Origin of the sequence: Rhizobium sp. NPDC090275 (assembly GCF_044772225.1) — a bacterium.
GTDB lineage: Bacteria > Pseudomonadota > Alphaproteobacteria > Rhizobiales > Rhizobiaceae > Rhizobium.
In genome coordinates, this window is sequence record NZ_JBIVYL010000002.1 from 412,898 (window position 1) to 432,819 (window position 19,922).

The 19,922-nt window shown below is 61.8% G+C and carries 16 protein-coding genes; 14 read left to right on the plus strand and 2 right to left on the minus strand.

The window, feature by feature from the left end; translation table 11 throughout:
- Positions 1–117: 117 nt before the first annotated feature.
- The 4 genes from ACIQUB_RS06375 to exoR all read left to right on the plus strand — a co-directional run bounded on the left by ACIQUB_RS06375 (position 118) and on the right by exoR (position 6,159).
- Complete coding sequence (locus ACIQUB_RS06375) at positions 118–2,961, plus strand: valine--tRNA ligase (protein ID WP_113237013.1); 2,844 nt, start codon at positions 118–120, stop codon at positions 2,959–2,961.
- A 393-nt stretch (positions 2,962–3,354) separates the two neighbouring features.
- Positions 3,355–4,629: an OmpP1/FadL family transporter gene (locus ACIQUB_RS06380; protein WP_402928970.1), complete on the plus strand. Its 1,275-nt coding sequence runs from the start codon at positions 3,355–3,357 to the stop codon at positions 4,627–4,629.
- Between the two features lie 235 nt (positions 4,630–4,864).
- Positions 4,865–5,362: a hypothetical protein gene (locus tag ACIQUB_RS06385; protein ID WP_162737447.1), complete on the plus strand. Its 498-nt coding sequence runs from the start codon at positions 4,865–4,867 to the stop codon at positions 5,360–5,362.
- Positions 5,356–6,159, plus strand: coding sequence for an exopolysaccharide production regulator ExoR (gene exoR / locus ACIQUB_RS06390; protein WP_018900092.1), 804 nt, complete (start codon positions 5,356–5,358; stop codon positions 6,157–6,159). The genes ACIQUB_RS06385 and exoR overlap by 7 nt, the downstream gene beginning before the upstream one ends.
- Before the next feature lie 53 nt (positions 6,160–6,212).
- On the opposite strand, the gene xth is transcribed toward exoR, so the two are convergent.
- Together xth and erpA are read right to left on the minus strand one after the other, a co-directional pair.
- The gene (gene xth, locus ACIQUB_RS06395; protein WP_113237016.1) at positions 6,213–7,004 is read right to left on the minus strand and encodes an exodeoxyribonuclease III; all 792 of its coding nucleotides are present in this window, start codon (positions 7,002–7,004) and stop codon (positions 6,213–6,215) included.
- A gap of 121 nt (positions 7,005–7,125) precedes the next feature.
- Positions 7,126–7,458 carry an iron-sulfur cluster insertion protein ErpA gene (erpA, locus tag ACIQUB_RS06400; RefSeq protein ID WP_113237017.1) on the minus strand — a complete coding sequence of 111 codons (333 nt, stop codon included), beginning with the start codon at positions 7,456–7,458 and terminating at the stop codon, positions 7,126–7,128.
- 219 nt (positions 7,459–7,677) lie between these two features.
- On the opposite strand from erpA, the gene ACIQUB_RS06405 reads away from it, so the two are divergent.
- From ACIQUB_RS06405 to serS, 10 genes are all read left to right on the plus strand, one after another.
- On the plus strand, positions 7,678–8,895 hold the full coding sequence (locus ACIQUB_RS06405) for a deoxyguanosinetriphosphate triphosphohydrolase (RefSeq protein ID WP_113237018.1): 1,218 nt from the start codon (positions 7,678–7,680) through the stop codon (positions 8,893–8,895).
- Between the two features lie 65 nt (positions 8,896–8,960).
- Positions 8,961–10,718, plus strand: a complete 1,758-nt coding sequence (gene argS, locus ACIQUB_RS06410; RefSeq protein ID WP_113237019.1) for an arginine--tRNA ligase — start codon at positions 8,961–8,963, stop codon at positions 10,716–10,718.
- A 59-nt stretch (positions 10,719–10,777) separates the two neighbouring features.
- A complete protein-coding gene (locus tag ACIQUB_RS06415) occupies positions 10,778–13,834 on the plus strand; it encodes an SPOR domain-containing protein (RefSeq protein WP_113237020.1) in 3,057 nt (1,018 codons plus the stop codon).
- A gap of 141 nt (positions 13,835–13,975) precedes the next feature.
- Positions 13,976–14,989 carry a beta-N-acetylhexosaminidase gene (gene nagZ, locus ACIQUB_RS06420; protein ID WP_113237021.1) on the plus strand — a complete coding sequence of 338 codons (1,014 nt, stop codon included), beginning with the start codon at positions 13,976–13,978 and terminating at the stop codon, positions 14,987–14,989.
- A gap of 72 nt (positions 14,990–15,061) precedes the next feature.
- Positions 15,062–15,874: a ScpA family protein gene (locus ACIQUB_RS06425; protein WP_113237022.1), complete on the plus strand. Its 813-nt coding sequence runs from the start codon at positions 15,062–15,064 to the stop codon at positions 15,872–15,874.
- Positions 15,871–16,602 carry an SMC-Scp complex subunit ScpB gene (scpB, locus tag ACIQUB_RS06430; protein WP_402928974.1) on the plus strand — a complete coding sequence of 244 codons (732 nt, stop codon included), beginning with the start codon at positions 15,871–15,873 and terminating at the stop codon, positions 16,600–16,602. Before ACIQUB_RS06425 ends, scpB begins: the two co-directional genes overlap by 4 nt.
- A 186-nt stretch (positions 16,603–16,788) precedes the next feature.
- The gene (locus ACIQUB_RS06435) at positions 16,789–16,998 is read left to right on the plus strand and encodes a twin-arginine translocase TatA/TatE family subunit (protein WP_047510174.1); all 210 of its coding nucleotides are present in this window, start codon (positions 16,789–16,791) and stop codon (positions 16,996–16,998) included.
- 48 nt (positions 16,999–17,046) lie between these two features.
- The gene (gene tatB, locus ACIQUB_RS06440; RefSeq protein WP_113237024.1) at positions 17,047–17,715 is read left to right on the plus strand and encodes a Sec-independent protein translocase protein TatB; all 669 of its coding nucleotides are present in this window, start codon (positions 17,047–17,049) and stop codon (positions 17,713–17,715) included.
- The gene (gene tatC, locus ACIQUB_RS06445; RefSeq protein ID WP_018900081.1) at positions 17,712–18,539 is read left to right on the plus strand and encodes a twin-arginine translocase subunit TatC; all 828 of its coding nucleotides are present in this window, start codon (positions 17,712–17,714) and stop codon (positions 18,537–18,539) included. The genes tatB and tatC overlap by 4 nt, the downstream gene beginning before the upstream one ends.
- Positions 18,540–18,636: 97 nt before the next feature.
- A complete protein-coding gene (serS, locus tag ACIQUB_RS06450) occupies positions 18,637–19,920 on the plus strand; it encodes a serine--tRNA ligase (protein WP_113237025.1) in 1,284 nt (427 codons plus the stop codon).
- Positions 19,921–19,922 lie beyond the last annotated feature (2 nt).

Sequence of the window (19,922 nt, forward strand, 5' to 3'; positions counted from 1 at the left end):
GATCCGCCGCTTTTTACAAAGAGCCGCTCCGGTCCCCGGGGCGGCTTTTTTATTGACTTGCTGGCGGGCATCCTATTTACAACCCGCATCCAGAAAACCTCCAGATTTGGTCCAAAAATGCTCGAAAAGACCTACGATTCCGCAGCCGTTGAACCGAAGATCGCCGCGAAATGGGACGAGGCGGACGCTTTCCGCGCGGGCGCGAACGCCAAGCCGGGCGCCGAAAGCTTCACCATCGTGATCCCGCCGCCGAATGTGACGGGTTCGCTGCACATGGGCCACGCGCTGAACAACACGCTGCAGGACATCATGGTCCGCTTCGAGCGCATGCGCGGCAAGGACGTGCTGTGGCAGCCGGGCATGGACCATGCCGGCATCGCAACGCAGATGGTCGTCGAGCGCAAGCTGATGGAACAGCAGCTTCCGGGCCGCCGCGACATGGGCCGCGAAGCCTTCATCGAGAAGGTCTGGGAGTGGAAGAACGAGTCGGGTGGCCTGATCTTCAACCAGCTGAAGCGCCTCGGCGCCTCTTGTGATTGGTCGCGCGAGCGCTTCACCATGGACGAGGGCCTCTCCGAGGCCGTTCTCGAAGTCTTCGTCAGCCTTTACAAGGAAGGCCTGATCTACAAGGACAAGCGTCTCGTCAACTGGGACCCGAAGCTCCTGACCGCGATTTCCGACATGGAAGTCGAGCAGCTGGAGGTCAAGGGCAATCTCTGGCACTTCCGCTATCCGCTGGAAGCAGGCGTCACCTACCAGTACCCGATCGCTTTCGACGAGGAAGGCAAGCCGACGGAATTCGAGACGCGCGACTACATCGTCGTCGCAACGACCCGTCCGGAAACGATGCTCGGCGATACCGGCATCGCGGTTAATCCTGAAGACGAGCGCTACAAGTCGATCGTCGGCAAGCATGTCATCTTGCCGATCGTCGGCCGCAAGATCCCTATTGTCGCGGATGATTACGCCGATCCGACCGCCGGCACAGGCGCCGTCAAGATCACGCCTGCGCACGACTTCAACGACTTCGAGGTCGGCAAGCGCGCTGGTCTGCGCGCCATCAACGTCATGAACATCGATGCCTCGATCTCCATCAAGGAGAACGAGGACTTCCTCGAAGGTCTCGATCATCCGGCGGCACTTCATGGCGCCTGGGACCGTCTGGAATGCCAGGATCGTTTCACCGCCCGCAAGATCATCGTCGAGATTTTCGAAGAGGCAGGCCTGCTCGACAAGATCGAGCCGCACAAGCACGTGGTCCCGCATGGCGACCGCGGCGGCGTGCCGATCGAGCCGCGCCTGACCGACCAGTGGTGGGTCGACAACAAGACGCTCGCCCAGCCGGCGATCGCGTCGGTCCGCGAAGGCCGCACCAATTTCGTGCCGAAGAACTGGGAAAACACCTATTTCCAGTGGATGGAAAACATCCAGCCCTGGTGCATTTCCCGTCAGCTGTGGTGGGGTCACCAAATTCCCGCCTGGTACGGTCCCGATGGCCAGGTCTTTGTCGAGAAGACCGAGGAAGAGGCGCTACAGGCCGCCATCCAGCACTACATCGCTCATGAGGGACCGTGGAAGGCTTGGGTCGAGGAAAAGCTCGAGAACTTCCAGCCGGGCGAAATCCTGACGCGCGACGAAGACGTGCTCGACACCTGGTTCTCTTCCGCTCTCTGGCCGTTCTCGACCCTCGGCTGGCCGAAAAAGACGCCTGAGCTTGCACGCTACTACCCGACCAACGTTCTGGTCACCGGTTTCGATATCATCCCGTTCTGGGTTGTTCGCATGATGCAGATGGGTCTGCACTTCATGAAGGACGAGGACGGCGTTCCGGTCGAACCGTTCCACACCGTCTATATCCACGCGCTGGTTCGCGACAAGAACGGCCAGAAGATGTCGAAGTCCAAGGGCAACGTCATCGACCCGCTGGAACTGATCGACGAGTACGGCGCCGACGCGCTGCGCTTCACGCTGGCGATCATGGCGGCCCAGGGCCGCGATGTGAAGCTCGATCCGGCCCGTATCGCCGGCTACCGCAACTTCGGCACCAAGCTGTGGAACGCCACGCGCTTCGCCGAGATGAACGGCGTCGTCAACGACCCGCATTTTATTCCTGAAGCCGCCGAGCTCACGGTCAACCGCTGGATCCTGACGGAACTGTCCCGCACCGAACGCGATCTCACCGAGGCAATCGAAGCCTATCGCTTCAACGATGCCGCCGGCGTGCTTTATCGTTTCGTCTGGAACCAGGTCTGCGATTGGTATCTCGAACTGCTGAAGCCGATCTTCGGCGGCACGGACGAAGGCGCCAAGAAGGAGGCGCAGTCCTGCGTCGCCTACGTGCTCGAAGAGATCTACAAGCTGCTGCACCCCTTCATGCCCTTCATGACCGAAGAACTTTGGGCGCATACGGCAGGCGAGGGACGCGAGCGTGATGGCCTGGTTTGCCACGCCGAATGGCCGTCGCCGTCCTACGCCGACGACGCGGCAGCCGACGAGATCAACTGGCTGATCGACCTCGTCTCCGATATCCGCTCGGTTCGCTCCGAAATGAACGTACCGCCGTCGGCCGTAGCCCCGCTCGTCTTCGTCAACGCCAACAGCCTGACGCGTGACCGGCTGTCGCGCCACGATGCGGCGATCAAGCGCCTCGCGCGCGTCGATGGCATTTCGCTGGCCGACCAGGCGCCGAAGGGTGCGGCCCAGATCGTGGCCGGCGAAGCGACGGTCTGCCTGCCGCTCGGCGCGCTAATCGATCTCGGTGCCGAGAAGGCCCGCCTCGAAAAGGCAATCGCCAAGACCGAGGCCGAAATGGCAAGGATCAACGGCAAGCTCTCCAACGAGAAGTTCGTCGCCAACGCCAACCCGGAGGTCGTAGCGGCCGAACGGGAACGCCTGGAAGAGCTGACGGTCCAGCTCGCGAGCCTCAAGATCGCGCTCTCGCGTGTAGATGAAGCCTCGTAAAATCAACTTTCAATAGTATTTCATTCCAAGGCGCCCGATGAAGAATCGGGCGCCTTTTTTCGAAAAATTAACCCTAATCACGCCTTCCGCCGCCACAACTTGGCCGGAGCGACACCATTTTTCAGCTTTTCCACGAAGTTTTTCCTAAAAATCGAACTGTTGTCAGAAGGTAACATATCTGTGTTCGTATAGAACGATCGCCCTATCGCCTGATCGATTCCAGGATCTTTTGAGATACATTTTCTAAATTGGGGAAATTTTGACGTGCTCGTCAATTTTTTACGTAAAGCATCCATTAGCTCACTTTTCAATCGCGCCCGGTCACGAAGTTGCCATTTTAACCTCTCGCCGTCACAGTCCCACCATCGCAATTGCCTCAGTGGGGGAGACACCTTGGCATCTCGTAAGGTTCTGGCGGCAGCCCTGCCGCTTGTTATGATTTCGGCGCTCACCCAGCCTGCCCTCGCGGGTGGTCTGGATCGTGGCGGCTATAATATCGATCAGTTGTTCGATGCATCGCAGTTCTCCGTCCAGTCGGGCGTGATCTATGTCATGCCGCAGCGCAAGCTGAAGAACGCCAAGGATACCGATCCAAGCGATGGCTTGGGGAGCAATGGTCGTGGTGGCGGATCGACCACCGCCGACGACACTGAGAATTATGCCATCCCCTATGGTGGCATCAAAGGCGGCATCGGTGATCTCGACTGTTTGGTCGATTACTCGGAGCCCTTCGGCGCTCACACCAATCCGGGTGCGAACTGGGTTGGTGCGCAGAACAATATCGAAACCAAGATCACAACGCACAATTATGGCGCGACGTGCTCCTACAAGTTCGACATGGGTCCGGGGCAGCTCCGCGTTATCGGTGGCACGTTCTATCAGGAAGTCGAAGGCTTTAAGGAACGTTACGTTTTCAATCCGGCGCTGTTGGGCGGCACCGGTACCGGCATTGGCCGGCTTGACCTGGAAGACCAGGCTTGGGGCTGGCGTGCAGGTGTTGCCTATGAGATTCCGGAATACGCGCTTCGCGCGAGCCTGGTTTATAACAGCCGCGTCAAGTACGACAATCTGACGGGTACCGTCGACCTCACGCAGGCGATCGGCGGGATCGCGCCTTATAGCCGCGCTCCCTACGGACGCGTAACGCCAGTATTTGGCTCGGCCGAAGCGCCCGATTCGCTTGAGTTTAAGGTGCAGAGTGGTATCGCGCCGGACTGGCTGGCCTTTGGATCGGTGAAGTGGACCAATTGGAGCTTGCTTCAGTCCATATCTCTTTGCCCAACGGCGACCAGAGGGCGTACTTGCAGCGCGACCAGCGGTACGCAGCTTACCTCGCTCGATCTGCTTTACCAGGATGGCTGGACGGTAACGGGCGGCATTGGCCACAAGTTCAACGATCAGTGGAGCGGTGCAGTCAGCCTGACGTGGGACCGGGGCACGAGCCATGGTTACGGCGCGCAGACGGACAGCTGGACGCTTGGCGTCGGTGCCGCATATAGCCCGACTGAGAACATCGAGTGGCGGCTCGCCGGCGCGCTTGGCATTCTGACAAGCGGTTCCTCGGGTGCCATCACGCAGGATGGTGTCACTTATGGTGACGACGTCTCCTACGACTTCGGCAACGATCTTGTGGCGGCCATCTCCACCAGCATCAAGGTCAAGTTCTGACCTGCCAAGATCAGTGCAAGTGAAAGCCCGGCAAACTGTCGGGCTTTTCTTTGTCTGGGTGCCATTAAGCATGCTTTCGTCACGTGTCATTTTGTGACGATTCAGCAACAGTTTTTTTTGAGTGTTGGCGTATGATGGGCTCCATCACGAATTGTCCATTTCCCGCCACAAACTAGGCGCAGCGGTAATCTCGGGCGAGGGAATGACAGGCATAGGGTGCGCGTAAAAGAGTAAGATGGGTCGTTTTTCGGTGAGTGTGAAAGAGACGGACTTGAGGTGTGGCGCAATTGCCGCCGCTTCGCTTGTTTCGCCTGTTTTACAGGGTGTTTCAGCCGGAAAGCGCCGTTCGATCGCAGACTTCTCAAGCCTTTCATCTTCCTCACGTTCGACGGTGTTGCCTAGATCCGGACCGGCTTTCGGTAACGACGTCTCGCGTTTTGTCACAATTGGTGACTACGACATTTCTGAAGGCGAAATGCCGCTCCGCGGGCTCGCTGTAATGAGGTTGAAGGCATCGCCGTCAGTTCGCGCCGGGAAGCGGGCGGATGCGGTCGGTGCGAAGGGAATGAAGGCTCTCTTTGGGGAGCAGATGGCTGGATGCGACGCGGGCAAGCGGGTCTTGGAACCCACCGCGGGATCGCTCGCCGAAGGGACTTTATCTGCGGGCCGAACGGGCGGGATGTTCGAGATGGCGCGTATGGGTGGAAACGAAAGAAATCGAGTGAAATGCTGACGTTCGAGTTCAGACCTTTCAGATTGATGCTTATGGGGCTCTCCGTCGCCTGCTGCGCGGCGATGAGTTGTCCGGCAAGCGCGTTCGACATCAAGTCGGGCGTCAACAAGGAATCCGGTCCTTTCGATCTCTTCAAGTTCGGTTTCAAGGCCTATAAGAACGGCCAGAAGGAAGAGGCTGTCGAAGCCTACAAATACGCCGCCGAAAAGGGCCACACCGGATCGCGCTGGGCGCTGGCCAACATGTATGCCGATGGCGACGGCGTCGCGCAGGACGATTTCGAGGCCTTCAAGATCTATAGCGAGATCGCTCAGCAGGGCGTCGAGCCCGGCTCCGAGGATACCGGCTTCTTCGTCAACGCACTGCTGTCGCTCGCCGGCTATTACAAGCACGGCATTCCGGGCAGCCCCGTGAAGACCGATCTCACCCAGGCGCGCCAGATCTATTTCCAGGTCGCCTCCACCTTCGGCGTTCCCGAAGCGCAGTTCCAGCTGGCGCAGATGATGCTTGCCGGCGATGGCGGCGCCACCAGCACGCAGCAGGCCAAGAAGTGGCTGAACCAGGCCCGCAAGGCCGGTCACCCGGGCGCCATGTCCGTCTTCGGCAATATCCTGTTCCAGGAAGGCCAGTCGGCCAACGGTCTGGCGCTGATGACGGCGGCACTCGATCGCTGCAAGCCCAAGGATTGCAACTGGATGGAATCGCTGCAGGAGCAGGCCTTCTCGGTTGCCAGCGAAAGCGACCGCCGCAACGCCATCGCTCTCTCGCACAAGATCGCCAGCAGCAACACCGACTGAGCGATGTAAGACCGGATCGCCGAGATCCGGCCTCGATTGGTGCCGCCTAGCCCTTAGGCCGCGAAATCGAAATAGGCGACCACAGGCACGTGGTCGGAAGGCTTCTCCCAGGCACGCACATGTTTTTCGATGGCCGTCGAGGTCATCCGGTCGGCGGCTTCCGGCGACAGCATCAGGTGATCGATGCGAATGCCGTTGTTCTTCGGCCATGCGCCGGCCTGATAATCCCAGAACGTATACGCCGGCACCGCGTCCGTCGTCGCGCGTACCGCATCCGTCAGCCCCAGGCTCTCGAGCCTGCGAAACGCCTCCCGCGTCTGCGGCAGGAACAGAGCGTCGTGTTCCCACACCTTGGGGTCGAAGCAATCATGCGGCTCGGGGATGACGTTGTAGTCGCCGGCAAGGATGAGGATTTCCTCGTAAGCCAGCCGCTCGGCCGCGAATGTGCGCAGCCGCTCCATCCAGGCGAGCTTGTAGCCGTATTTCTCGGTATCGACGGGATTGCCGTTCGGCAGATAGAGGCAGCAGACGCGGGCAACGCGGTTGCCGGGAATTGAGAACACGGCTTCCAGAAAACGTGCCTGTTCGTCCAGCGGATCGCCCGGCAGTCCGCGCGTCACTTCGTCCGGCTTGGTCTTGGAAAGAATGGCGACGCCGTTGAAGCCCTTCTGCCCATGCGTCTCCACATGATAGCCCAGAGCCTCGATCTCCAGCCGCGGAAATCCCTCGTCGACCGTCTTGATCTCCTGCAGGCAGGCGATATCGGGGTTCGAATCTTTCAGCCACTGCGTGAGATTGTCGATACGCGCCTTGACGCCGTTGATGTTCCAGGTCGCGATCTTCACTCTTTTGTCCCGTTCCGCTTTGACGTCTTCTTCTAGCGTGGTCTTGAGACAAGCGACAAGACGTTAAACCGGCCGGAAGGCAATCTTCGGCCGGTTCGGTGTGGATAGCGGGAGAGGGTGGTCAGATCGAGAAGCTGGTGCCGCAGCCGCAGCTGGCAACCGCGTTCGGGTTCTTGATCTGGAAGGACTGGCCGAGCAGGTTATCGACGAAATCGATCTCAGAGCCCGCCATGTAGATCAGCGACATGCTGTCGATCAGCACCTTCGCGTCGTGCTTTTCGACGACCACGTCGTCGTCCTGGATGCCGTCGGTCAGGTCGAACTTGTAGGAAAAACCCGAACAGCCGCCGCCTTCGACGGAAACGCGCAGCGCGCTCTTGCCGGGGTCGCTGCCGACAATAGTGGCGATTCGCTTCGCAGCCGCGTCGGAAAGGGTTACACTTGCTTCGGTCATGCCTGCTCCTGCCGGGGTCAAGATCCGGAGAGAATAGTGGTCCAGCCATCAATATAAACGGCTGTTTTTCAATGCTATCGCGCCTTATATCATGAAAGCGCGGCCCGCGGCAAAGTGGTCGATACGTCGTCTCTTTGCCGTTTATGCTCTCTATAGGTATGAAGAGCATATGGCGGCGTCAATGGGCGTGAACCTGGACATGGCGAGTGACGGTGAAGAATGACGATCGACAGACGTGCATTAGGCTTCGGTAACAGCGACAGGGCAATCTACGCGGCTGACCCGTGGACGACGCGTGGGCGGCTTTATCCCGAGAATTCCAGCCCCACGCGCTCGGACTTCCAGCGCGACCGCGACCGCATCGTCCACACGACCGCCTTCCGGCGCCTCAAGCACAAGACCCAGGTCTTCATCGCCCAGGATGGGGATCACTATCGCACGCGCCTCACGCACACGATCGAGGTGGCCCAGATCGCCCGCGCGCTCGCAAGGGCGCTGAAGCTCGATGAGGATCTGGCCGAAGGCGTCGCCCTCGTGCACGATTTCGGCCACACGCCCTTCGGCCACACCGGCGAGGACGCGCTGCACGAGGTGCTGCTGCCCTATGGCGGCTTCGACCACAATGCCCAGTCGCTGCGCATCGTCACCAAGCTCGAACGCCGCTACGCCGATTTCGACGGCATCAACCTGACGTGGGAGAGCCTGGAAGGCCTGGTTAAGCACAACGGTCCGCTGCTCACCAAGGATGGTACCGGCACGCGCGGCCCCGTGCCGCAGCCGATCCTCGATTACTGCGAGATCCACGATCTCCAGCTCGACACCTACGCCAGCCTCGAGGCGCAGGTAGCCGCGATCGCCGACGATATTGCCTACAACACCCACGATATCGATGACGGCCTGCGCTCGGGCTATCTCACCTTCGACATGCTCGAGGATATTCCGTTCCTGGCTGGACTGATGGCCGAGGTGAGGGAGCGCTACCCCACGCTGGAGCCGAGCCGCTTCACCCACGAAATCATGCGCCGCCAGATCACCCGCATGGTCGAGGACGTGATTTCCGTCGCCCAGGAGCGTCTGGCTGAAATCCGCCCCGAGAGCGCCGACGACGTCAGGCACGCCAGCCGCGTGATCGCGACGTTTTCCGAGGGCATGGCCGAGACCGACAGGCAGATCAAGGCGATGCTCTTCAAGCGCATCTACCGCCATCCCGACATCATGCGCATCCGGTCAGGCGCAGCCCAGATCGTCACCGACCTGTTTTCGGCCTACATGGCCAACCCGAAGGAGATGCAGAGCCACTATTGGGTGGATCACATCGCGGGGCTGGCAGAGGCGCCGAAGGCGCGCCATGTTGGCGATTATCTCGCCGGCATGACCGATACCTACGCCATCAGCGCCCACAGGCGATTGTTTGACCAGACTCCCGATTTGCGCTAGGCAGCGGTCGCTCGGCAAAGGCCGGGCGGATGCCGTGTGGCACAGCCTATGCATGGAAGAGTGCGATGAACCTTTTTACCGATTTCGAAGCCAGGATTAAAACCGCCCTTGAACAGATCGAACTGGTCAAGGAAAAGCGATCCGAGCTGGATTTCGGACGCATTGCCGTCGAGCCGCCGCGTGACGCGAGCCACGGCGATGTCGCGACCAATGCGGCGATGGTGCTTGCCAAGCCGCTCGGCACCAATCCGCGCGCGCTGGCCGAAATCATCACCGAAAAGTTGAAGGAAGATCCAGACGTCGCCGAAGTATCCGTCGCGGGCCCTGGTTTCATCAACATCAGGATCGCCGTCGGCTACTGGCAGCGCCTGCTGGCCTCGATGATCACTGCTGGCACCGATTACGGTCGCTCGACGATGGGTGAGGGCCGCAAGGTCAACGTCGAATATGTTTCGGCCAACCCGACCGGCCCGATGCATGTCGGCCATTGCCGTGGCGCTGTCGTCGGCGACGCGCTGGCCAATCTCTTGTCCTTCGCCGGCTTCGACGTCACCAAGGAATACTACATCAACGACGCCGGTTCGCAGATCGACGTCTTGGCGCGCTCCGTCTTCCTGCGTTACCGCGAGGCGCTCGGCGAAAAGATCGGCGAGATCCCGGCTGGCCTCTATCCGGGCGATTATCTCGTGCCCGTCGGCGAAGCGTTGGCGCGTGACTATGGCGTCAAGCTGCACAACATGCCCGAGGATCAGTGGATGCCGCTGGTCAAGGATCGCACCATTGACGCGATGATGGTTATGATCCGCGAGGATTTGGAGGCGCTGAACGTCCATCACGACGTGTTCTTCTCCGAGCGCACGCTGCACGCCAATGGCGCTGCCGCTATCCGCACGGCCATCAACGACCTGACCTTCAAGGGCCACGTCTACAAGGGCACGCTGCCGCCGCCGAAGGGCCAGCTACCGGAAGATTGGGAAGATCGCGAACAGACGCTGTTCCGCTCGACCGAGGTCGGCGACGACATGGACCGCCCGCTGATCAAGTCCGACGGCTCCTACACTTACTTCGCCGCCGACGTCGCTTACTTCAAGAACAAGTTCGATCGCGGCTTCAGCGAGATGATCTATGTGCTCGGCGCCGACCATGGCGGCTACGTCAAGCGCCTGGAAGCGGTCGCGCGCGGCGTGTCGGAAGGCAAGGCCAAGCTTACCGTTCTGCTGTGCCAGCTGGTCAAGCTGTTCCGCGATGGCGAGCCGGTGAAGATGTCGAAGCGCTCGGGCGACTTCGTGACGCTGCGCGATGTGGTCGAGGAAGTCGGCCGCGATTCGGTGCGGTTCATGATGCTGTATAGAAAGAGCTCGGAGCCGTTGGACTTCGATTTCGCCAAAGTAACGGAGCAGTCGAAAGACAATCCGGTCTTTTACGTACAGTACGCGCACGCCCGTTGCATGTCTGTATTCAGGCAGGCGAAGGAGGCGTTTCCGGATCTCGACGTGTCGCCTGAGATCCTCGCGAACGCCGTGTCCGGAATCTCGGATCCTGCGGAATTACAATTGGTTGCGAAGGTTGCCGAGTTCCCTCGGTTGCTCGAGGCAGCGGCTCAATCGCAAGAGCCGCATCGTGTCGTATTCTACCTCTATGATCTTGCCAGTTCTTTCCATGCTCATTGGAATAAGGGCAAGGATCAGGTAGACTTACGATTTATTAACGATAAGAGCCGAGAGTCTAGTATTACCAGACTAGGGCTGGTGTACGCCGTTGCGTCCGTTTTGAAGTCGGGTCTTGCCATCGCAGGAACGGCTGCGCCGGAAGAGATGCGGTAGCGTCACCATTTACCCACAATGCGCTGGCACGAAACCTTTGCATTTGCGAGTGGATGAGTATGGCAGATAAACAGCGGGCGTATGACACGCGTAACGATGCGAACCTCTTTGCTGACGATGATCCCCTTGCGGAGCTTGCACGTATCGTCGGTTTTGAGCCCCGTGTAGCGGCAAACACCGTCGAAGCGGCGCCAAGGCAGGAGCCTGCCTTCAATCTCGAAGACGAACTGCTGCGCGAGTTCGAGCGTTACGACGCTCCGACCGCGCCTGCAGTCGTCGCTCATCCGATCGAGACGGCTTACGCTCAGCCTGAGCCCGTAGTCTATGCCGAGCCGGAGCCCGTTACCTACGACGAGCCCGAGCCGCACTACGAGCCCGCACAGCACTACGAGCAGGCGCCGCGCTACGAGGCCGAGCCGGTTCATTACGAAGCGCCGGTTGTCTCGGAACGGGTCGAAGACGAGGCCTTGCCTGCCGTCGAGCAGTCGTCTGTCATCGAGCAGCCCGATGCCCGCGCGATCCTCTCGTCCGCCGATTGGGCGGCCAGCGTCTCGCGTCCTGCGGAGCCTGTCTCCGGCGGCGCTCGCGATCTGATCGAGGAGCTCGAGCTTTCGATCAGCGCCGCACCGGCACCGGTTCAGCCTGCCAAGGCCCCGCAGTGGTCAGCCGCAAGCATCCGCCTGCCGATCGCCAATTTCCATACGTCTCGCCGCGAAGAGCCGGCCGCAACGCCTGTTGCCGCCCAGGCACCTGTCGTCGAGCCGGTAGCTGTTGCTCCGCGCTTCGAAGCGCCGGCCGCCGCAAGCTTCCCCGCTGAAATCGACCGTCATGAGCCGTCATTCGTCGTCGAGCAGCCCGTCGCTGAGCCGATCGTCGAACCTGTCGTCGACCACAGCGCCTTCGATCTGGCCGCTGCCGCCAAGGGTGGCGACGTCAAGGCCGATGCCGCGCTGACGGAAGCTGTCACCGAAGTCGACGATATCGCCTTCGATATCGATGACCTCCTGGCCGATGTATCGCAGTACCCGGTTACCGCTCGCGAAGCCGCGCCCGTGGAAGCACAGCCGGTCGCCCCGGTCGTCCACGAGCCGATCCCTGCACCGGCCTATGTGCCCGAGCCGCCTTTGGCCGTCGCTCCCGTAGCGGCAGCGCCCGTAGCGCCTCGCTATGCACCCGAGCCGTTGCCGGTCGCCGCCAAGGCAGCACCTGACGTCGAAGACCCGTTCGCCGGCCATGACTTCGAGCTGGATCTCGAAGGCATCGAGCTTGAACTCGCCGACCTCGATTTCGTCGAGCCCGTCGTGGCCGAGGAGATCGAGCAGCCGAAGCCTCAGCCTGTTGCTGCACCGGTGGCCTACCAGCCGGCAGTCCGCCAGCCGGAGCCTGCCGCGCAGCCGGCACCCACACCGTATCAGCCGTCCGCCCCGGCACCGGCCTACCAGGCGCCCGCTTACCAGGCAGCCGCACCGGTCTACCGTTCGCCGGAGCCCGCAGCGCCGTCCTACCGTGCGCCGGCACCTGCCGTCGACACGACGGAAGAGCTGCCCTTCGATCCGTCGATGATCTCCGATGCGGAGTATCAGATGGAAGCGGTCGAGATGCACGTCCCGACGCTGCCGCCGGTCGAAAAGCACGAACCCGTTCCCGCGATGTCGGATTTCGATTTCGACGTCGATTCGGAAATCGCCAACCTGCTGACGCCAGCCAAGCCCGTCGAAGCACCCGCAAAGCAGGCTCAGGACATCCGTGCCCGCGCCCAGGCTTCTGTCGCCGCCGTGGCTTCCGTTGCACGGCCGCAGCCGGCTCAGCCGCAGGCCCAGAGCTTCGATGAATTCGAGCGCGCGCTGGAGGAAGATTTCCGCCGCAGCGTCAACGAGCCCGTGCAGCAGCGTCGCGAGACGGTGTCGGAAGTTCAGATCCAGTCGGCGAGCGACGCCGAGGATATGAGCCGCGCCCGCTCGATGAAGCGCATGCTGGCGGCAGCCGCTGCCATCGTCATCTTCGGCGGCGTCGCTTATGCTGGCTATTCCTTCCTGGCGCGCGACGGCGGCCTCGGTATCGCCACCGGCGAACCGCGTGTCATCGTGGCCGACAAGGACCCGGTCAAGGTCGTTCCGGAAAACCCGGGTGGCAAGACCGTTCCGAACCAGGACAAGGCTGTTTACGACAGCGTTGGTGGCGCCGCCACCGAAGCCCCGAAGCAGAAGTCGCTGGTGTCAAGCGACGAGCAACCGGTTGACGTCGTTCAGCGCACGCTGACGCCGGAAACGCTGCCTGAAGACAACGACGCGCCGATGCCATCCATGGCGACGCCCGTCGGCGACACCGAGGATCCGCGCCTGCTGCCGAACGACAGCGCGACCGATACGGCCGCTGCCGCTCCGTCGGATGCCGATCGTTCGCCGTCGGTCTCGGCCCGCAAGGTCCGCACCATGATCGTCAAGCCGGACGGCACGCTGGTCGCCCGCGACGAGCCGGCGCCGGAGCCTGCTGCATCCTCGCTGCCGAAGCCCACCTCGGTGCAGACGCAGAAGATCGCCGCAGGTGGTGCATCGGCTTCGGCTCCGACGATCGAACAGCTGGCCTCCGCCGACATTCGCTCGACGCCGGTCGAAGGTGCTACGCCGACCGCAAAGCAGACCTCCGAGAACGTGCTTGCCAAGGCCGCGGCGGCAACGCCTGACAGCGTCAACCCGCCGGTCCGTGCCGTAACTAGCACCAAGACCGACACCGCGCCGACCCCGGCATCGCGTCCGGGCGCTTCGGCTCTCGCACCGGCAACGGCCGCACCGGCACCAGCCGCCCAGGCACCGAAGGAAGTCGCGGCGGTTCCGCCGGCAGCGGCACAGGCACAGCCGACGACAGCGGCTCCTGGCAGCTACGGCGTCCAGATCGCATCGCTGCCGTCTGAAGCCGAAGCCAAGAAGTCCTATGCAAGCCTGTCGAAGAAGTTCGGCGGCGTACTGGCTGGCATGCCTTACGAAATCCGCAAGGCCGACATCGCAGGCAAGGGCACCTATTACCGCCTGCGCATCACCGCCGGCTCCAAGGACGAAGCAGCCGCGATCTGCGAAAAGTATCGCGCAGCCGGCGGCTCCTGCCTGATTTCGAAGTAAGTCTCGAAAACGGAATGATCGAAGAGCGGCGGGGCCTACCCGCCGCTCTTTTCGTTTGTGGAGCTCCCTTTGTGCCCTTCTTTTTTGTGAATGGCAGTTGACGCTGCTCGCATTTCGCGAGGGCGTCTCTATGATTCGGGTATGACCGAATCAAAAGCGATGATCCTTGGCTGTAGCGGCCTTTCCCTGACGCCCGAAGAGAAGGCCTTCTACGCGGGCGAGCGCCCCTGGGGCTTCATCCTGTTCGGCCGCAATATTTCCGAACCGCAGCAGATCTCTGACCTCGTGGCCGAGATGCGCGAAAGCGTCGGCTGGCACGCACCGGTGCTGATCGATCAGGAGGGCGGCCGCGTCCAGCGCATCCGCCCGCCGATCCTGCCGCATTATCCCTCCGGCCAGCAACTGGGCGACCTTTATCGAGAGAATCCTGAAAAGGGCAAGCGCGCAGCCTGGCTGATGTCGCGCCTGCACGCCTTCGATCTCTCGAAGTTCGGCATCAACGTCGATTGTCTGCCCGTCCTGGATGTCCCGGTCGAAGGCAGCAGCAACGTCATCGGCAACCGTGCCTACGGCATGGACCCGAAGACCGTAACCGACATGGGCATCGCCGCCTCCGAGGGCCTGAAGGCCGGCGGCGTTCTCTCGGTGATGAAACACATGCCCGGCCACGGCCGCGGCTTTGCCGATTCCCACCATGAGCTTCCAGTCGTCCGCGTCTCGCGCGAAGAACTCGAAGCCCATGACTTCCCGCCATTCATCGCCATGAAGGACGAATTGATGGCGATGACCTGCCATCTCGTCTTCACCGCGATCGACTCGGATAATCCGGCCACCACCTCGCGCAAGGTCATCGACGGGATCATCCGCGAACACATCGGCTTCAAAGGCCTGTTGCTCTCCGATGATAGTTCGATGAACGCACTGAGCGGCACGCTTGGCGAGCGGGCGGCGAATATCATTGCGGGCGGCTGCGATATCGTGCTGCATTGCAATGGCCATATGGATGAGATGCTGGAGGTCGTGGCCAACGTGCCGCTGCTCCAGGGTGCGGCACTCGAACGTGCCAAGCGCGTGGAGCAGGGGTTCCCGACGGCCGATGGCGCCGACGAGGCTGCGATCCGCGCCGAATTCGATGCGATGTTTGCGACGGTCTGATCGCGAAAGGAACGAGACGACGTGACAACGACGACAAAGGCTCAGGAGCGCCCGCAGACATCGGCAACGCCGATGGACAAGCTGTGGCAGGACGGCAGCGCCGACCGCGCCTCGACCGATCCGGCGCTGTTGATCGACGTCGCCGGCTTCGAAGGCCCGCTCGACCTGTTGCTGCATCTCGCCCGCACACAGAAGGTCGATCTATCCCGCATTTCCGTGTTGGCGCTCGCCGAGCAATATCTGCTGTTCATCGATAGCGCCCGCCGCATCCGCATCGAGCTCGCGGCGGACTATCTGGTCATGGCGGCATGGCTCGCTTACCTGAAGTCGCGCCTGCTCATTCCGCAGCAGGTGAAGGATGACGGCCCCTCGGGCGAGGAGATGGCAGCGTCGCTGGCGTTTCGCCTGAAGCGCCTGGAAGCGATGCGCGAGGCGGCCGGCGGTCTTGTGAACCGCAATCGCCTCGGCCGCGACGTGCTCGCCCGTGGCGCGCCCGAGCATATCCCCGATCGCCACCAATCCGCCTACGACGCCAGCCTCTACGATCTTTTGACCGCCTATGCCTCGCTGCGCCAGCGTCAGGCGGTGACCCAGGTCACGATCGCGCGCCGTACCGTCTGGTCGCTCACCGAAGCGCGTGAATTGCTGACCCGCCTGATCGGTGAGATCGGCGACTGGACGGCGCTCGAACAGCATATCCTGACCTACATGGTCTCGCCCGAAGATCGGGTGACAGCAATCGCCAGCGCCTTTGCCGCGTCGCTCGAGCTCGCGCGTGAAGGCAAGATCGAAATCCGCCAGGAAGGTGTCTTCGAGCCGATCTACATGCGGCGCGGGCCAAATCATGCGACACTGCAGGTCGTCGAACAGGAGCTGCCGGCTTGAGCGATCTGGAAGACATCGATCTGGAAAATGGCGACGCCGAGCGCGACAACGACCGCACCGGCGATGACACCGTCCATGACGAGAGCGAGGCCGCGCGCATCGCCGAGGCATTGGTCTTCGCCTCCGCCCAGCCCGTCTCGGAAGCTTTCATCAGCGATCGCCTGCCGAAAGCATTCGACGTGCGCGCCATCATGCTGCGGCTGCAGCAGGAATACGCCCATCGCGGCGTCAATCTGGTGAGGGTCGACGATGCCTGGGCGTTCCGCACCGCCGCAGACCTCTCCTTCGTCATCCGCCGCGATGAAAACGAGGTCCGCAAGCTCTCGCGCGCCGCACTCGAGGTTCTCGCCATCATCGCCTATCACCAGCCGGTGACGCGCGCCGAGATCGAGGATATCCGAGGCGTGCAGACCTCGCGCGGCACGCTGGATGTGCTGATGGAAGCCGGTTGGGTGCGTTTTCGCGGCCGCCGCCGCACGCCGGGGCGTCCGGTGACGCTCGGCACCACCCGCGACTTCCTCGATCACTTCGGGCTCGAGGAACTGCGCGACCTGCCTGGTATTGAAGAGCTGAAGGGGGCAGGGCTGCTCTCGGGCCGGATCCCGGCCAATTTCAACATTCCGTCGCCGTCGATGAACGACGAGCTGACCGAAGACGAAGACCCCATCACGCAGATGGATCTCGAGGAACTGGGCCTTCTTGCGCCCGGCGGCGCGTCCGAGGAATAGCCGGCTCCGTGTCTTTGTTTCGCCACTGGAAGCGAAAACAATTGTCTTCACGACTTTTCGACCGGGGACTATCTTGTCACGATGGTCGATACCGTGACATTAAGCGTCTATCTACGGGGAATTAGATGTTGGATTTGATGTCGGGTATTCTTACATCAATAGAGCATCACAACAGGAGTTAGCGTAATGGGTTCTTTTAGCATGTGGCACTGGCTGATCGTTCTGGTCATCGTGCTGTTGCTCTTCGGTCGCGGCAAGATTCCGGAACTGATGGGTGATGTTGCCAAGGGCATCAAGAGCTTCAAGAAGGGCATGAACGACGAGGACGCGCCCGAAGCTTCGAGCACGACTACCGCAGGCAAGACCGTCGATCACAAGGCCGACGAAACGAAGTAACCACGTCCGGGCAGCGCCGCCCCCGCGTTTCCCGTTCAGGAGCCTTGAATGTTCGATATTGGCTGGACCGAGCTGCTTGTCATCGCGGTCGTATTGATTGTCGTGGTGGGTCCCAAGGATCTGCCTCCGATGCTTCGTGCTTTCGGCAAGATGACGCAGCGCGCCCGCAAGGTCGCCGGCGAATTCCGTGCCCAGTTCGACGAGGCGCTGCGCGAAGCTGATATGGACGACGTGCGCCAGACGCTGAGCGACGCGCAGAAGCTCAATCCCGTCAACACACTGCGCGAGGCAATGAACCCGCTTCGCCAGATGGGCAACGAGATCAAGGCCGATCTCCAGCGGTCGACATCGGTCGATAGCAAGACGGAAGCGCCGCTTGGTCTTATGCCGGCGCCGGAAGTCGCACCGACCGAGACGCCTGCGGTCATGCCGGCTCCGACGCCGGTGCCATCAGCATCGGCCGCCGTGCCCGAGGCTGCCGCGGCAAAGCCCGCTCGCAAGCCCCGCGCCAAGGCCGCCGACAAGGCGGACGCTGTAGCCGCCGTCGCGGTGACACCGGCCGAAAAGCCGAAGCGTGCCGCTGCAAAGGCTTCTCCAGCAAGCGCTGCGCCAGCCAAGGCTGCTCCCGCAAAGAAGACGGCCGCCGCCAAGCCGGCAGCTGTCGCCACGGCCGCGCCGAAGAAGCCGGCGGCGAAGAAAAAGAAAGATGAAGCATGAGCGGTGATATCGAAGACAAGCCGCAGCCGTTGATCGAGCATTTGATGGAGCTGCGCACGCGGCTCATGTGGTCGATCGGCGCCTTCTTCGCTGCCTTCATCGTCTGCTTCATTTTCGCCAAGCACCTCTTCAATGCGCTGGTCTTCCCCTATAAATGGGCGGTCCAGTGGGCGCATCTCGATGTCTCCAAGGCGCAGCTGATCTACACCGCGCCGCAGGAGTTCTTCTTCACGCAGGTGAAGGTGGCTATGTTCGGCGGTCTCGTGATCGCCTTTCCGATCATCGCCGCGCAGATCTACAAGTTCGTGGCCCCTGGCCTCTACAAGAACGAGCGTTCGGCCTTCCTGCCCTTCCTGATCGCCTCTCCGATCCTGTTCCTGATGGGCGCGGCACTCGTCTATTTCTTCTTCACGCCGATGGTCATGTGGTTCTTCCTGACCATGCAGCAGGCGCCGGGCGAGGGCGATGTCGCCATCTCGCTCCTGCCGAAGGTCTCTGAATATCTCAGCCTCATCATGACGCTGGTCTTCTCCTTCGGCCTTGTGTTCCAGCTTCCCGTCATCACCACGCTGCTCGCTCGTGTCGGCCTGCTGACATCCGACTGGCTGCGTGAAAAGCGCAAGTTCGCGATCGTCATGGCCTTCATCGTCGCAGCGGTGCTGACCCCGCCCGATCCGATGTCCCAGATCGGCCTTGCGCTGCCGACCATCATTCTCTACGAGATTGCCATCTACGCGGCGCGACTCGTGGAACGCCAGCGTGCTCGCGATGCGGCCACCGAGGCTGAAGGGTCCCAGGACGTTGCCAAGACGGACAACGTCTAGCGTCACCGCAATTCCTCGATGAGCGCTTTCCAATATCCGGTCGAGGCCCGGTCAGGCTTTGGCCGGGTCATCCTTTTTGTAACGACCTGGAACGACGATGCTCGATATCAAATGGATCCGTGAGAATCCCGAAGCCCTCGACGCGGCACTTGCCAAGCGTGGTGCCGAGCCCCTGTCCGAAAGCCTGATTGCGCTCGACGAAAAGCGCCGCACGGCCGTTCAGAAGGTCCAGGACATGCTGTCCCGCCGCAACGCCGCCTCCAAGGAGATCGGTGCTGCCATGGCGCAGAAGAACACCGAGCTGGCCGAGAAGCTGAAGGCCGAGGTCGCCGACCTCAAGGTCCTGCTGCCGGCCGCCGAGGAAGACGATCGCGCCTTCTCCGAAGAACTGAACGACGCCCTTTCGCGCATCCCCAACGTTCCCCATGACGACGTCCCCGTCGGCAAGGACGAGGCCGACAACGTCGTCACCCGCGTGACCGGCGAGAAGCCGCGTTGGAACCATACGCCGAAGGAACACTACGAAATCGGCGAAGCCCTCGGCTACATGGATTTTGAAACCGCCGCCAAGCTCTCCGGCTCGCGCTTCACCGTCTTGACCGGCCCGCTGGCAAGGCTGGAGCGGGCGCTCGGCCAGTTCATGATCGACCTGCACACCAGCGAGCACGGCTACACGGAAGTGAGCTCGCCGCTGATGGTGCGCGACGAAGCGGTCTTCGGCGTGGGACAGCTGCCGAAATTCGCTGAGGACATGTTTCGCACGACGGATGGCCGCTGGCTGATCCCGACGGCAGAAGTCACGCTGACCAACCTCGTGCGCGAAGAGATCCTCGAGCATGACAAGCTGCCGCTGCGCTTCACCGCGCTGACCCCGTCCTTCCGCTCGGAAGCAGGCTCGGCCGGCCGCGACACCCGCGGCATGCTGCGCCAGCACCAGTTCTGGAAGTGCGAGCTGGTCTCGATCACCGACGCCGAGAGCTCGATCGCCGAGCATGAGCGCATGACGGCCTGCGCAGAGGAAGTGCTGAAGCGCCTCGGCCTGCATTTCCGCACGCTGACGCTCTGCACCGGCGACATGGGCTTCGGCTCGCGCAAGACCTACGATCTCGAGGTCTGGCTGCCCGGCCAGAACACCTATCGCGAAATCTCGTCCTGCTCGGTCTGCGGCGATTTCCAGGCGCGGCGCATGAACACGCGCTATCGAGGCAAGGAAGACAAGACCAACCGCTTCGTTCACACGCTGAACGGCTCCGGCACCGCCGTCGGCCGCTGCCTGATCGCGGTTCTGGAAAACTATCTCAACGAGGATGGTTCGGTGACCATCCCCGACGTGCTGGTGCCCTACATGGGCGGCCTGACGAAGATCGAAAAGGCGGCTTGAGA